Genomic DNA, 15,798 nt, shown 5'->3' with positions numbered 1-15,798 from the left:
GGTAGGATAGAATTAATTAAGCGTACTCCTTCGGGAAAAACGCGCTCCAGCCGGTTGTGTCCGTCGCCGATGAAATGCGGAATTGCGAATACTTCCAACGGCGATCGTCGCCTGCACCGATGGGCACGATGACACCCCCGATATAGTCTTTGCTACGTTCCTGACTCAGCGTTTCCAGATACCCAATCAGGGCATTGTGCTTGGCGCAGAATTCAGGATCGGAACCGGGCGTTTTTGTGTCGAATAGCGCCACAGTTCCGTTATTGAGCCGGATTACAAAGTCCACGTAAAAGAGCGACGCCGTACCGTCTGCTTTCTCATAGGGAACCGCAAAATCGGCCTTGGTCTTTTCACCGTTTTTGTACCACCAGTCGATGTTCAGTTCCTGCTCGGCCAAAAACTCGGCAAACCATACTTCAGGGTTGGAAGCTGATTTGTACTGATAGAAGGGTTGCAGAACGTGAGTATCTATGGGTTGAGCTACATATAGTTCATTGTAGGCGCGTTCTACGGGTACATCCCAGGCATAGCGTTCAACCTGTTTGCTTTTGTTTTTAGCTAACTGCTGCATTACCTCTTCGTAGCGGGCCAGGGCCTGCTCGACTAGTTCGGCAAAATGAGGACGGTTTTGAGGATATAGTATGGTCTTAATCGCCTTGACCTCGCCTGAACCAGCCGAATAACCAACGTATTTCTCAAAGATGTACAAGAGAGCGCCTTCCAGTACTGGCGTTGATTCGGCGGGACCGTAACCGCCGACGTTCTGCCGACAAAAATGCCGGAATAGAACCCTTAATTCTTCCGATGTTTTGGCAAACCGTTCGATGTGTTCGGCACGTGCTATCTCGATCTCGCCCGTTAGAACGACATCGGCCGGAACGGGAATCTCAATGTTGTCAACGTTCGTTTCAACCAAGACCTTTCGTATCTGGTTGAGGTTGTCGGCCTGCCAGTCGTCGCCTTTGATGCTCCAGTTCCAGTGATTCTCTACAACATCTTCCAGGCATCGTCTAAACTTAGCCCCTAGTCGGTTACGAATTAATCGACTTTCGATATAGGCAGAGGGCAGATTCAGGTCGACATAGTCGACTCGGCGGGTGGCTCGGTTCTGAACTATATAGTCTACATCATCGGCCACTACCTGAATGACGTCACGGCTGAGATCTGTATAGACGTAGCCAACATTGAGCAGGTCAATAGGATAGTGTTTTTGCTGCGGCATGCGCAGAATACGGCCTACGGTCTGAATCGTGAACGCCTGAGCGTTTAGCTTTCGATAAATCAGTAGTACGGCCGCACGGGGGCAATCCCAGCCCAAGGCAATAGCCTGTTTGAATAACAGCACCTCGACTAGATTGTCCGGGGCTTCGATACCATCCAGATTGATTTTGTCTTTACCATCAGAGAGCCAGATGGCCAGTTTGCCATTGGCGGTCGTGATGCCGTGTTGCGTACCCAGCCAGTTCGTAACCTCATTGCGGATGATCAGATCGTCACTACTGATGGTCGCCGTATCATTTGGAAGTTGAATGAGGAGTAACGGGTTTACCGCAACGCCAAGCTTCTGGTAGGCCTCTTTGAGTTCCTGACGCCGGGCAATGGCCTTGGTTAGTAAGTACTTGTCCAGCGAAACGCCCAGCGTGGATTGCTCGATAGCGTTGAGGTCGGGGTTGAGTATGACCTGTTTCTTGATCATTTCGGCCTTGATAACCTCCGCTCGTTTTACTACCGTTCGGTAGTCGGAATCGAATAGGGGAGTAGCCGACACGTCAATCTCGATCTTGGCCTGCAACAGATTCAGTAATTCCTGCGCTCGCTTGCCCTTGTTGGCAAACAAATGCGCTTCGTCCAGAATGACAACAAGTTCAATGCCTTCGCCTATGGTACGATTCACATACTGTTGCAGGGTTCTATCGTCCTCGTTCTCGCGTATGTACAGGTTGTTCTCCTTATTGACCGACTGCCAGTTCAGGAACAGGACGTCGCCGGGTTGCAGGTGGTTCTGTACATCGTCGAATTGAACGGGGCGCAAGGTCTGGTCGCTCTCGAACCCACGTTTAAACCGTTCGAAACTCTGGGTATGCAGTTGGTTTGGAGCCAACCAGACAAACGCCACCTGCGACCGAGGGTAGCCCATGGCCCGTTGTGGAAATTCAAGCGTTAGGCGACGAATGAAGTCGGCCATCATCAATGTCTTGCCAGAGCCTGTTGGGGCTTTAAAGACCATTTTCTGACGCCTGGGACCGGGGTTTAATAGAATATCAAACGCGTTTTCCAGTAGGCCAGCAATGGCCTTGTCTTGGTAGGGTTTTATAACAATCATACGTTAAGTGGCAGTAACATCTGCTGAGGTTCTGTGGATAGGTCGGCTTCGGTGTCTACGGCCTTTGGCTCACCCTGTGGCGGTAGCAGACGACCGTATGCCTGATAGATGGCCTCCGGCAAGGCACAAAGTTCTACTCTGTCTAATACGTCCTCAAAGTCGTCTGTGTAGGGATAAGAACCGGGCGCAAACACATATACTTTAATGGGTGCCACAGTAAGCGCAAGTCCCTGAATCAGCGTTACCGCGTTCTCGATGGCGTCTTCTTCATAGATGATGACTACATATTGTGTGGTCGGGTCGTTGGTAAACAACCGTATTGATAGGTCTACTGATGCGGTTCTGTACGGAGTTTCTATTGGATTGAAACAACCGTCTTTAATGCACAATAGCTCGGTGGCCAACTGCATCAGGGCGCGTTTGTTGGTCTGGGTACGCTCCCGTCCTACGTATGTAGTCTGGTAATAATGCAGGTGGTTGTTGGTCAAGCCAGGAACGGCCACGCCCTTGCTATTAGTATAGCCCTCGATAACGCGCCGATTACGCTCATAACAAACTTCCTCGGCAATGTTGTTTTCGTTGTTAGTGACTAGGATGCACTGTCGGGAACTTGGTTCACCATTAAGTTCGTCTTCGGCATTTAGTGACATTACTGCGTGCAGGGTTGTTCCTGAGCCAGCGAAGAAGTCGAGAATGAGAGCGTTTTTATCAGCAGAGATTTTTAGTATTTGCTTTAATAGTTTTGTTGGTTTTGGTGTATTGAAGGAGTTAGTTTTACCTAAAACGTCGTCCATTTCGATCTTCGCCTGTCGATTGCTCCCTGCATCCTGGTGCGTCCAAATTGTTTCCGGCGGCCTAGTGTCATTATTCTCCGCAAATATTTTATAGTTAGGTGCCCAACCGCCATTCTTACTATTAGTCCACTCTATTCTAGAGCTTTCTACACTTAACTTTTCCTTAGACCATCGCCAAGCACCGTCAGAACCATCTTTTCTTTTAGGGAAAATTTCTGTTCCATCAGGCGCAGTTATTGGATAGTAAAGAGTTGGTCTAGCTTCTCGAGTTTCGCCCTGACCTCCCATTGCTCTAAGAGGTTTAAGATAGTATTTCTTCCCTGATATATCAGTCTTGTTATAATGGGCTACTCCATCCGCATCAACTGCTAACTGACGTATTGTTGACTTTTCTATGTGGTTGGCATAAACGAGGATAAAATCATGGCGGGCAGAAAATGCCTTAGAATCCATTTTAGGGCTGTCATTCTTTTCCCAAATTACAGTCGCTACAAAATTCTCATCTCCAATTATTCTATCACATAGTAGTTTAAGCTGTGCCTGTTCGTTGTCGTCGATGGAAATAAAGATAACGCCTTCGGGTTTGAGCAGGTTACGGGCCAGTTCGAGCCGCTTGTGCATGAATGACAGCCATTTGGAGTGGCGGTAGCTGTCCTCACGGTCTACGAAGCGGTCGTTATATTTGAAATCTCTATTGCCGGTATTGTAGGGTGGGTCTATATAAATTACGTCCACCTTGCCTGCATGGGTGTAATTCAGAACCGTAAGGGCATGAAGATTGTCGCCTTCTATAAGTAAGTGGTGTGGAGCGACACCCTTGTTATTTTGGGATGTATTTGTGTTGGCGTCTGGTATTACCGTATCAGTCGGGCCAGTAGATATATCAATTAAATCAATCGTCAACTGATTAGGTGGCGCAAAGAGCGAGGTACTGGAAGCTACGGTACACGTTTGACTACGCCTTGCGGTTATGCGTCGACCGGTTACTTCACGCAGAATCGGGAGTTTATCGCGGAGGTCTTCTTCAACTTGTTCGGGCTTTTCTTCCCATATAAGGCCATATTTCTTTTGTTCATTGAGTAACGCCAGCAAGTCCCAGCGTTCGGTATCGGTCAGGCCGGCAAGCATACGGATTTTCTGAGCCAGATCAGTTTTAATCATAATAAAGTTAAATGAAGGCTTGAAAATACGAAATAGGTAACAAAAGGAATGAAGGGGCATGAAAAAAGGGGAAATTTCTCGTAAGAGAGGTGAAAAAGTTTAGTAGTTTCAATTTCTGTAATCCACTACAACTATGCCACGTGTAAAAGTAGACTACGAACTCACCACTGGTGCCGCCGATCCATTTGTTACGATTGAAGAAATTGTTTTCGATGCTAGCGATAATAGGTTTACACAACGGCCTTGCTATTCCTAACTTTTGTCTATTAGATGTAGCGTAGGTAGTAAATAAGCCCGTCACACTATTGAATAGTATGGCGGGCTTATGAATGTTAGAATCAAGTCAACTTTAGTAATTAAATCCCTGATTCGTAGACACCGTTTCGAAGATCCTCGTCTAACTCTTGTTGTATCTCTTCGATCATGCGTTGGATGGCTGGAAGAGGTTCAGGGTCAAAATCTGTATTGTGAAGTTTGTTTTGCTTTTGAGCGGTTAACTTATCTGCCTGCAATTCGAGGAGGGTGAAAACGGCGAGCTTAAGCTGAATTACTTCCTGAATAAGGAGTAGAATTCCAGCATGTATTAAGCGTAGCAACTCTGCTACGCTTAACTTGTAGTACTGATCAGCAGTACTTAGATATTGTTTCTTTACCATGAAACAAAGGTACGCAGTAAATAGGATAAAAGCAAGATAAACTTGTTATATATTGTTATTTCTCGTAATTATTCTCCGAAATTAGCCAGGTTATCTGGCTAACTTACTATCACGATCACTCAACAGATATTGACGCTTTTTATAGAATTTGTCTAGTTTCCCGGTTTTATCAATACCAGAGGTGCCATAGGCCAGACCTATGTTATACTCGGCAAAGGCTCCAATATTTTTGGTGAATAGATACCTAACCCCTACGGGCAGGTAAACAGATATGCCTTCATAATTACGATTATCTTGACCAGAAGCCTGTCCATAAATCCCAGGATTAACAGTCTGTTCGCCAGTTAATAGAATTTTCCCTACACTGATGCCCCAATGTAAGGATCAAGCTGCTGGTGCTCTTCTGGCAATAGCGTATTGATATGATAATTACCGCATAGACCGATGAACGTAGCGGTATATGCGGAAGAACGACAAAATGAACAACGCCTATGTTAGGATACTAAAAAATGCCACAACCGTTTTCAGTGGTTTTGAGTAGAGCGTAAAACCGTCTCAAAAGCCGTGGCCAGCAAAATACAGCATAACCGCTTACTGCCTGTGGGAAGCAATCCCAATAGGTACTAAAAAAAGCGGGAACCTCGTCAGGCCCCCGCTCCACTCACTAATGCAGATACCAACTGTTGCTTCCGCCCTGTACTGCCTCTAACAGCGATTGGCTGAACTGAAAAGCGTTCACGTTACGATCCACGAAGGTGTCAATGTAGCTGCTCTTAACCGCCCCGGTGAACAGGTTATAGACGTTCCATAAACTGATGGTGCCGTCTTCACTCCGACAGAATGATTCATCCCGATAGTAGTCACGGGCTATGGTGTTTACCTGCGAATCGCCCAACAGTAATGCAGCAATCCCCCGTTTTTGCGCGGGTGCCAGATATTGGTACAGACGACAGCGGCCAAGGAGTTGAGCAAATTGCTGTTCCGTCAGATAGTAGCGCGTTAACTCCTGCATAGCCCGAATATGCTGACTGGCCCGGTAGCGTTGAATCAAGGTTTGGATGGCCTCGATTAATTGCCGTACCGTCTTAACCCGGACATCCGCCAGATAGCCATCGGTCCAAATACAGAGGTTTGTGCAGACCTTGTTCTGGAAACCAATGAACACCTTGAAATGCTCATCCGTCCCTTTGCGATTATGCAGACTGTCGAGGTTATAGGCCTTCACGCCCCCGATGGTCAGCGATAGCGTATTCTCGCTTACCTGCTCCTGAATGGTAGGTACCTCAATGGCAAAAGCAGCCCGCTCGTAGTAGAGCGTCTTTTCCCAATCGGCTAAGTCTTTGGCTGGTTTGTTTCGGGCCGAGGGAATACGTCCCTTAATGGGATGGGATACCCGGACGGAAGGCTCCAGGACAATCTCCTGGGGAAAGTACTGGTACACCGTTTCGTAGGTAGCCTCAATAAAATCAGCATGGGAGATTAATGGCTCGTTGTCCTTGCTGTAGACTGGAATGATGTGCTGCTCCCGAATCTCGCGCAGGGAAGCGGGTAGGGTATTAGCCACGATGAATGCATTCTCAGACGAGGTTTCCATAGTCGTGCTGGTGTCCTGTTCATTGGTTGGTAAGAGAAGCATGGGGGTTTGCATAGACTTGTTGGTTTGATTGGTTTGTGAATTGATTGGCATTGATTTGCTCTTTGCGCTGAATAAACAGCGATTCCAGTGGCTGGCGAAACTCAGGATACTGATGGTAGAGGCCCACCAGGGCGGGAATGTCATTGGTCTGCTGAATGAGTTGTTCAACCTGCTCTCGTGAGGTACCCAGCTTGCACCAGTCCAGAATCTGACGACCCGTTTCCGGGACGGGAATGAACTCAGGCTGGCCACTGAATAGACCCGTTCGGTCCTTTGTGGCTCGGGCCTGATGACGCACATCCAACTCGAAGAGTAGGGTAAACTCGTAATCCATTCCTTCACGGGTGACTCCTTTGAGGCCTACTTTCTCGGGCACCTGCTTACCATTCTTCTCGCTTAGGATGTAATCCTGTTTCGCTCGGATAGTGGCGATGAGATGGCAGGGGCTTTGCAGCATGGCCTGAATAAAGGCGTTGTGCCGGGGTGTGAACCTAGCCCAGTTGGTGTAACTGTTGCCGGTGGTAGCCCCGTGGGTTTCCAAAATGAACTCCCACTCGTGGCTAATCGAATCCAGGATGACGACTTCCATGCCCGCCTCGACACAGAGATGGATAGCCTGTACATACCGTTCGGGCGTAAAGGGAGCGTCCAGGGGTAGGACATTGTACGGCCCCAGATGGGCATACAAATCGGCGGCACGGGCTTCGGTGTCGATGATAGCTACTTTGGCGTAGTCCCGACAGAGCCCGTAGGCGATGAGCAGCGCAGAGGTTGTTTTACCACTGCCACTGGGTCCTTGCAGACCCATCTTGATGCGAATTTGCCGTCGCTCGGCTTTTCTGAGTTGCATAAACAGGATGGATTAAGTGAAACATAAAGGACAATAGCGGACCTGTCACCTGCTATTACGGATGAGGAGGTATAGCCTGAAAATGGGGATGCGTAGCCTCAGCGAAGGGGTATAAAGTTGCTGAGAATGCAATGGATTACTAATAAGGGGTGTGGGACCAGCTCAGTCCTGAACGAGCTTTACAGGCCCCTAATAGACTGATTGGAAAATACAAATACGTGGCAGGGCTCAGGTGACAGAGACTATTTTTGTATAGTTGTGCCGGGGGTACCTAACAGTCCATTGAAGGCCGTGGGAGGCTTTCTGAACGGGGTTCCCTATGAATACATACACTATAAATTTAGCAGAATGGGTTGCATCCTCACTTTGGCAAAGGAGTTTCTATGAACTCTACCCTACCGAAAAGGAGTTTGTCAATGATGGGCCAACTATTGCTGTATGGCTGTTCGCCGTCTATGAGTGCCAAGTGAATTTGGCCCGAAAGAGTAAGAACAGGTAATAGTTTTGGGTTAATTGATGGAATTTGAATGGGCGCTATGGCTACCGTCTTCTCACCTCACCTGTGACGAGGAGTATCGAAAGGATAAATTCTCAACCGTAAGGGTTGCTGATTCGGTTGCGGACGATGAGGTTGCCGATTCGCCAACTGGTTCAATAAGGGATAGGATTGGGGTTTAGGCTGATGGTTTGGGTAGGTGCATAATCATTTCCGTTCCATGGCCCTCCTGGGTTTTTACCTCTATTGAACCCCCGTGTCCTTTTGTTATGATGTCGTAGCTCAAACTCAGCCCCAAACCAGTGCCTTGCCCCGTGGGTTTAGTGGTAAAGAAAGGTTGGAATATCTTGGCCTTTAGTGCTTCGGAAATGCCAATTCCGTTGTCTTTTACCCGAATCTCCACGTTTCCATTGACCTGAGCCGTACTCACCGTGACGGTAGGTTGGTAATCAATCAAGGCCGTCTTTTGCTTTTGCTGAACCGCATAAAAGGCATTGTTGTACAGATTCAACAACACCCTCCCGATCTCCTGGGGCACTACCTCCACCAAGCCCAAATTGGGATCAAAGTCGGTGACTAATTCGCAAGTAGATGTCTTATCTTTCGCTCGCAAACCCTGATAAGCCAGCCGCAAGTATTCGTCAGCGAGCACGTTGAGGTCGGTGGGTTGTCGTTCGCCGGTGGTGGTGCGGGAATGCTCCAACATGCCTTTTACAATAGCAGAAGCCCGGCCACCATGATGGGTAATTTTGACTAAGTTCTGACTGAGGTCATCTAACAGCTCACCGATCAGTTCAGGATCCCGTTTAGGTTTGATTTCTTCTTCACGCAGTTCACCAACTAATTCGCTACTTACTTCGGCGAAGTTGTTAACGAAGTTCAAGGGGTTCTGAATCTCGTGAGCGATGCCCGCCGTCAACTCGCCTAAACTCGCCATTTTCTCGGCTTGGATGAGTTGCGTTTGGGTGGTTTTGAGTTGCGATAAAGTACTTTCTACTTTTGCTTTCTGTTCGTGTAATAGGGTATTTACTAGATGTTTCTGTCGGTTATTGCGGTACAAAATGAAGGCGATGAGCAACAGTGCCCCAAGACCTGTCAATAAGGAATATTGCTTGAGTTTGTTTTGGTAAGCTACTCGTTCAACTTCAATTGTTCGCTGGCGTTCTTGTTCATCGGCAATAATGCGTTGTAAACTCAGTACCTTCTCGGAACCATATAGATCTTCATTTATTGACCTGACTATTTTGTAATAATACAGTGCTTCCTGGCTGCTTTTCGTCTCTATCATTTCGGCCAATAAAGTACTGGCCTCTAAAGCAGTCCGTTTAACTCCCACTTGTTGTGCGGTAGCAAGAGCCGCTTTGGCATAATAGATAGCCGAGTCTGGTTGATTCAGCTTTCTGAAAAATCGGGCCAGTTGATTGTAGGCTGCCGAAAGGAGGCGCTGGTCGTAAGCGGTTTTATTGATTAAAACACTCTTGCGAATATTGGCAAAGGCTTCGCGATAATTTCCCCGATCAAATTGGATGCTAGCAAAGCCTGTATAAATATAATGGGAATACAAGTGCCCATATTTTATGGCGTCTTTAGGATAAGATTTTTGTGCAAAGTACCAGGCTGAATCTAATTGATTTTTACTTTGATAGGTTTTTGCCAGATTAGCTTCTAATGTATATGAAAAAGCATCATTCTTAGTTTCATGGGCTATTTTTAGTGCCTGTTTAAAGTAGCTAATGGCTTTCTTATAGTCGTTTAATTCAATATAAACATTGCCAATTGTATTTAAACACCTCGCAACTTGCCGTTGAAAGTTAAATTGTTGTGCTGTTTGTAACCCCTTGAACGCTTCGACTAAAGCTTTTGGGTAATCACCTGAAATCCAGTATGCCTGTGCTATTCTTTCTAAAGCCCTCGCTTCTCCCATGTGGTATTGAATTTCCTGGGCTAATATCAAGGACTTATTCGCATATCGTTGAGCAGAGTCATGACTTATCGCATCAAAAGCAAAGGATAAATCTACCATAACCAGGCATCGATTGGTGTCTTGCTCAACTATAGCCAGTTGATGCTTTAGGCTGTCAATTTGCCGGTTTTGCGAATAGACACTGGAACCGCAAAGCAGAAAGTAAGTAAGTAGCATGGGTTTCATTGTCAGGCAGGTTTAGTAGTGGGCAACGAAATGATGAACTCGGCACCCATCCCCTCCTGACTAATAACCCGCATCTCCCCACCATGCCCCTTCGTAACAATATCGTAGCTCAGACTCAGTCCCAATCCCGTCCCCTCACCGGTGGGTTTAGTGGTGAAGAATGGTTGGAATATCTTAGTTTTCACCGCTTCTGGAATGCCCTTTCCATTGTCTTTTACCCGAATCTCCACGTTACTATCGACTTGAGCCGTACTCACCGTAACTGTAGGTTGGTAATAACCCGAGGCCGTCTTTTGTTTTTCCTGTACCGCGTAAAAGGCATTGTTGAACAGATTCAGCAGCACTCGCCCTATTTCCTGGGGGACCACCTCGACTAAACCTAAGTCAGCGTCAAAGTCGGTTTTGATTTCGACATTAAACGTAGTGTCTTTAGCCCGCAATCCCTGATAGGCTAACCGCAAATATTCACCTGCCAGAGAGTTAATCTCCGTGGATTCTCGATCGCCAGTGGCGGTGCGGGAGTGCTCGAGCATACCCTTGACAATGCTACTGGCTCGTTGGCCATGGAGGGTTATTTTTTGAAGATTTTGAGTCAGGTCACCGGCGATGGCTAACACATCATCGATTCGGCCAGCCTGGGCTTCGGCTTCCAGTTCTGCTACCAACTCCGTGCTCACTTCGGAGAAATTATTGACGAAGTTCAAGGGGTTCTGAATCTCATGGGCAATACCAGCTGTAAGCTCACCCAGACTGGCCATCTTCTCCCGCTGGATAAGTTGGGTTTGGGTGCTGCGGAGCTTGATAAGGGAGTGCTCGAGTTCATGCGATTTGCGGTTGAGCTGATCCGTTCGCAAGACGACCTTTTCTTCTAAGAGTTGATTTTCCCGCTGGAAGGCCCGCGAACGGAAAACAATATACGCCCGTAATGCCCCGGCAAAAGCAAGCGCATAGAAGGCGTAGGCCCACCAGGTGCGCCACCAGGGGGGATGAATGGTGATGTACAGAGCCGTTCCTTTTTTATTCCAAACCCCATCGTTATTGGAAGCTTTTACCCGGAACACATACTCACCCGGACTTAGCTCGGTATAGCTGGCAAATCGTCGGGTACCGCTATATACCCAAGCGTTATCGACCCTTTCTAACTGGTAAGCATACTGGTTTTTTTCAGGCGAATTGTAATTGAGGGCAACAAACTCAAACGAGAGGTAATTGTCTGTATAAGGCAGTTCGAGGTGATCGGAAGATAGCTCTCTGGGTTTATCCAGCACGTTCAGGCGGGTAATGTAAACGGGCGGAAGGGTCATGTTATCTCGGATACTGTCGGGGCTGAAGACCATGTAGCCATTCAGAGTCCCAAACAGCAGTTGACCATTATGCTTCTGGACCGTCCCTAAGGTAAATTCATTGTCAGGCAGGCCGTCGCTGACATCGAATTTGCGGAAGGTTTTCGAGCTGGGCGTGAATCGGCAGAGGCCATTGTTGGTGCCTAACCAAAGGTGGCCATGATCATCGCTAACAATGCTGACGATGTGGTTACTTGGTAGACCATCCTGAGTGGAGAAATAGGTAAATCTACCGGTTTTCGGATCCAGACGATTTAAGCCCCCTTGATTCGTTCCTATCCAAATTATGCCCGTAGAGTCCTCGTACAGTGCTCGGGTATCTTTATCATTCAAATGGCCTGCCTGAAACGTTGGGCTAGCCTGGTAACTGGTAAACTTACTCGTCTGCTGATTCAAGCGAGCGATCCCGGCCCCACCGTAAGCCAGCCAAATCTCGTTGGTTTGACTAACAAGGATGTTCCGCACAGACCCCCCTTTCAAGCCGGTCGTGTCTTGGGGGTTAAACAAATAATAGTTGAAGTGTTGAGTCACAGGATCGAACGACGCAATTCCGCGCTTTTCCGGTGCTTCAATGGAAAACCATAGCTTACCCTCCAAATCTTCTTTAATACGGCGGATTAGGTACGGCGCAGGGAAATGAGTAAACAGACTGGTCGTTCGATTATACATTAGCAGGCCGCTTGCCGTACCGGCCCAAACCCGTCCGGTGTGATCTTCGTAAAGCGCCGTCACGGTGTCACTGGCCAGACCCTGTTGATTTATGGGATTAAGCAAAATTCGGTTCATTGGCTTGCCCACTGAATCAGTCCGATATAATCCGCTGGTTAAGGAATATCCAGTCAAATCATCACCGGTGTTTGCCAGCCAAACCGAGCCAGTATGGTCCTGGAGTAAGCTGGTTAGCCGGTTGCTACCCAATTGTACTGACGACGGAGTTGGGTGAAGTTGGTAGGAGTTAAAGGGTTTGGGGTAGGCTGTCAGCTTATAAATACCATTGTAGCCGCCAATCCATAAATTACTGGTCCGGTCAGAGAATAGCTTTGCTGATAAATTTTCGCCTACCCCCCCTGACCGCCAGGGAGCTGAGGGAATGGTCAAGACCTCATTGTTTTTGCGATTGATTCTTAGCAATCCTTCATCGGTTGCCACCCACAGCACATTGTTGCGGTCTTCGTAGATAGTCTGGCACCGGGACAGGGTGGCCATCCTGGTATTCGGCGTGTTCGGAGTGAAGGGCCTGAATCTCAGTAAATTCGTTCGGGTATTGGCCCAAAACAAGCCCTGATGAGTTGTTCCCACCCAGAGAATGCCTTTAGTGTCGATGTAACTGGTGCGGACAATAGTGGTAGCAGATGGAAGCGGAAAGGAACGAGACGTCCCTGTTTTCGGGTCAAATCGATAGAGTTTACCATTATAAGAGTACCAAATCCGCCCCTGGGGGTCGCCTGCAATCAAATGAATTAAAAATCTCGTCATTGGAAACAATTTGTACTGCTTGGTGTCTGGGTTAAATTGGGCCAATCCATTTGAGGATAACCAGAGCATACCTTCGGGGTCTTCATAGATACCTGATATAACATTCCAGGTGGGTTTTGACACCGGGTTGATAGAGAAAGCCGTTACATTGCCTGTGCGCTTATCGATCTGATGGAGTCCTCCTCCTAGTGTAGCCACCCATAAGCGACCTTTGCGGTCTTCATGGAGGGCACTGATGATGTTGTGCCGTAGCGAATGAGTAGGGTCTCGCGGGTTGGGCTTAAAGACCACAAAACGATAGCCATCGAATTTGTTCAGTCCGTCTTCGGTTCCAAACCATATAAACCCCTCCCGATCCTGGCACATGCTATATATGGTTCGTTGTGAGAGTCCTTGGCGAGTAGAAATATGCTCAAACTGAAACTCGGTTTGGCCGAAAGCAGTAGCCATTGCTAGGGTCAGGTAAAGGGCATATGCCAGAAAATAACTAGTCCATTTCATAGTTTTAGGAAGGGGGTAGTCACAGGTGATTCAAAGGAGAAGCAACTAGTTAGCTTTCAGGCAGTGAAATAACAAACTCAGTTCCCTCACCCTGGTAGCTTTTCATGGTCAGCATTCCGCCATGCCCTTTGGTGACAATGTCATAGCTCAGTGAGAGACCCAGCCCCGTGCCTTCTCCAGTAGGCTTGGTGGTGAAGAAAGGCTGGAAGATTTTCTGTTGCACAGCTTCTGACATACCTGTACCGTTGTCGCCTACCCGAATCTCAGTGCTTTTTTTTGCCTTTGAGGTAGTGACCGTAACGATGGGGTAATAATCGGAATCGCCTTGCTTTTGGCGTTCCCGCACGGCGTAGAAAGCATTGCTGAACAGGTTTAACAAGACCCGGCCGATCTCCTGAGGAATGATGTTAACCGGACCTACTTCGGGGTCAAAATGGGTGTTGAGTTCGGTCTTAAACGATTTGTCTTTGGCTAATTGGCCCTGATAGGCCAGCCGCAGATACTCATCCGCTAACGCGTTGAGGTTCGTCGGTTCGCTCTGGCCGGTTGAACTCCGGGAGTGCTCCAGCATGCCCTTGACAATCGAGGAGGCCCGGCGACCATGCAGGGTAATTTTCTCTAAGTTTTTGCTCAGATCGTCGACCAGTTCGAGGGCTTCGGCTTTGTGGTCGGCCTGGAGTTCATCTTTCAACTCGCCCACCAGTTCGGCAGACACCTCCGAGAAGTTATTGACGAAGTTTAAGGGGTTCTGAATCTCATGGGCAATACCTGCTGTCAGTTCGCCCAGACTGGCCATCTTTTCCCGCTGAATCAGTTGGGCTTGGGTCGCTTTAAGTTCGGTCAAGGCTTGTTCAGCTTTGCTTCGCTGGAGGTTAATTTCCTCTTTTTGCTGGTGTAGCAGCGTGTTGGCTTTCTGCTTTTGGAGGTTGTTGCGATACAAAACCAGGACGATTAGCAGGAAAATACCTAAGCCAGCCAGTAACCCATATTGCCGGATTTGATTCTGATAAGCAATTTTGGTAGTTTCAATTTCTCGTTGGCGTTCCTCTTCATCAGCGACCATCTGTTCAATGGCCTGGATATTGCCCGTACTATACAGGCTGTCTTTAGCCGCTACCATAAGTTGCTGGTAGGCAAAGGCTTTATTAAAATCGCTTTTTGATTGATAAGCTTGGGTCAGTAGCAAGCTGGTGGCCAGAATGCCTTGTCGGTAAGCGATCACGTTTGCTTCCTCAAGGCCTTTTTGAGCATAATAAATGCAAGAATCGAGTTGGTTTTCCTGTTTGTACAGGCTGGCCATTTGAGTATAGGCACCACTGCTGCTTCGATGATCTTTAAGGGCAAAAGCCACTTGAACTTCCTGCTGTAAATACTTTAAGGCCAGTTGCCTGTTACCCTTTTTTACCTGGAGCTGTCCTAAGTTGCCTAAGATTAGTGGAAGCAATGAGGTGTAGTTTAATCGAATTATCTTCTCATACGCTAGGTTCTCATAATACAGAGCTGAATCTAAACGATTCATTCGTATGAACATCAAGCCAGCATTCATCTGTGTGGTAGCTACCCCTAATTCGTCATTAGACGCCAAGAAAACGCTCATGGACTTTCGATGATACGCATAAGCTTTCTGCACATCGTTTAAGCTGCTGTAGATAGAGCCTATTCGATTGAGAGGCCAGGCGGTTTCAGCAGGTAGCTCGTTTTTCTCCGCCAGTAGCAGGGCGCTGAATTGAATTTGTAAGGCTTTGGGCAGATTGCCTAAATCATGGATAACGCGCCCAACATTAGACAGGGCGCGAATTTCTCCTTTCGGATAGTGAATCTGTCGGGATAATGACAAGCCTTGTTCTCCATAGAGCATGGCTGAATCTGGATTTACCCAACGATACTGCTTACATAATTCAGCTAATAACAGTACTCGGCTGGTGTCTTGCTGGGTTTGGGCGAGTTGGTGCCGTAGACTATTGAGGTCTGGCGGGTTTTGGGCAAGGGTGGTGTTACCCAGGAGGAGCAATAAAGTGGGGAGATAGAGTTTCATGGTCAGGAAGGGCGGGAAAAGAGCAAAGTAATGACAAATTCATTAAACTTATCTTCCTGATTATTAGCTTCATATGTACTGGTTTTCGTCGTAAAATAGCAACTCGCACAGAAGACTAAACCAAGCCGCAATTTTATTGGTGAAGCCCATAAATAACAGCCTCCTTTTAGGAGAACTGAGAGGCCGTTTTTTGGGTGAATGCTGAGCCATTTCAATCCGAGCTTCACTAAATTCTTTGTTCCACAACGGATAACAGCGAATACTGTACGTCGTCAAATGAAAGTGGACAAAAGGGGTGAAAATGGGAAGAGAGAATTCAGTAAATTGTTTCACTCAAATCACCTTGGTTATGTCCAATTCAACCAAAAAAACCGCGTC

Annotated in this window: 8 protein-coding genes; all 8 read right to left on the bottom strand. The window is 47.5% G+C overall.

Features of this window, described 5'->3' with window-relative positions:
• Positions 1 to 16 precede the first annotated feature (16 nt).
• On the bottom strand, positions 17 to 2,323 hold the full coding sequence (locus ACYVI1_RS31635; protein WP_460915704.1) for a DEAD/DEAH box helicase: 2,307 nt from the start codon (positions 2,321 to 2,323) through the stop codon (positions 17 to 19).
• Positions 2,320 to 4,278 (bottom strand): site-specific DNA-methyltransferase, encoded by a 1,959-nt coding sequence (locus tag ACYVI1_RS31630; RefSeq protein WP_460915702.1) that lies wholly within the window; start codon positions 4,276 to 4,278, stop codon positions 2,320 to 2,322. Before ACYVI1_RS31630 ends, ACYVI1_RS31635 begins: the two co-directional genes overlap by 4 nt.
• 356 nt (positions 4,279 to 4,634) lie before the next feature.
• Positions 4,635 to 4,934 (bottom strand): hypothetical protein, encoded by a 300-nt coding sequence (locus tag ACYVI1_RS31625; protein WP_460915700.1) that lies wholly within the window; start codon positions 4,932 to 4,934, stop codon positions 4,635 to 4,637.
• Positions 4,935 to 5,598: 664 nt separating this feature from the next.
• Positions 5,599 to 6,582, bottom strand: a complete 984-nt coding sequence (locus ACYVI1_RS31620) for a DUF3871 family protein (RefSeq protein WP_460915698.1) — start codon at positions 6,580 to 6,582, stop codon at positions 5,599 to 5,601.
• Positions 6,548 to 7,420: an AAA family ATPase gene (locus ACYVI1_RS31615; RefSeq protein ID WP_460915696.1), complete on the bottom strand. Its 873-nt coding sequence runs from the start codon at positions 7,418 to 7,420 to the stop codon at positions 6,548 to 6,550. Before ACYVI1_RS31615 ends, ACYVI1_RS31620 begins: the two co-directional genes overlap by 35 nt.
• 674 nt (positions 7,421 to 8,094) lie before the next feature.
• Complete coding sequence (locus tag ACYVI1_RS31610; RefSeq protein ID WP_460915694.1) at positions 8,095 to 10,065, bottom strand: tetratricopeptide repeat-containing sensor histidine kinase; 1,971 nt, start codon at positions 10,063 to 10,065, stop codon at positions 8,095 to 8,097.
• Between the two features lie 2 nt (positions 10,066 to 10,067).
• The gene (locus ACYVI1_RS31605) at positions 10,068 to 13,334 is read right to left on the bottom strand and encodes a two-component regulator propeller domain-containing protein (protein WP_460915989.1); all 3,267 of its coding nucleotides are present in this window, start codon (positions 13,332 to 13,334) and stop codon (positions 10,068 to 10,070) included.
• A gap of 100 nt (positions 13,335 to 13,434) precedes the next feature.
• On the bottom strand, positions 13,435 to 15,420 hold the full coding sequence (locus ACYVI1_RS31600; protein ID WP_460915692.1) for a tetratricopeptide repeat-containing sensor histidine kinase: 1,986 nt from the start codon (positions 15,418 to 15,420) through the stop codon (positions 13,435 to 13,437).
• Positions 15,421 to 15,798 lie beyond the last annotated feature (378 nt).

The organism is Spirosoma areae (genome assembly GCF_054781775.1).
The sequence above is the reverse complement of the archived record's forward strand: the minus strand, read 5'-3'. Positions and strand labels throughout refer to the sequence as shown.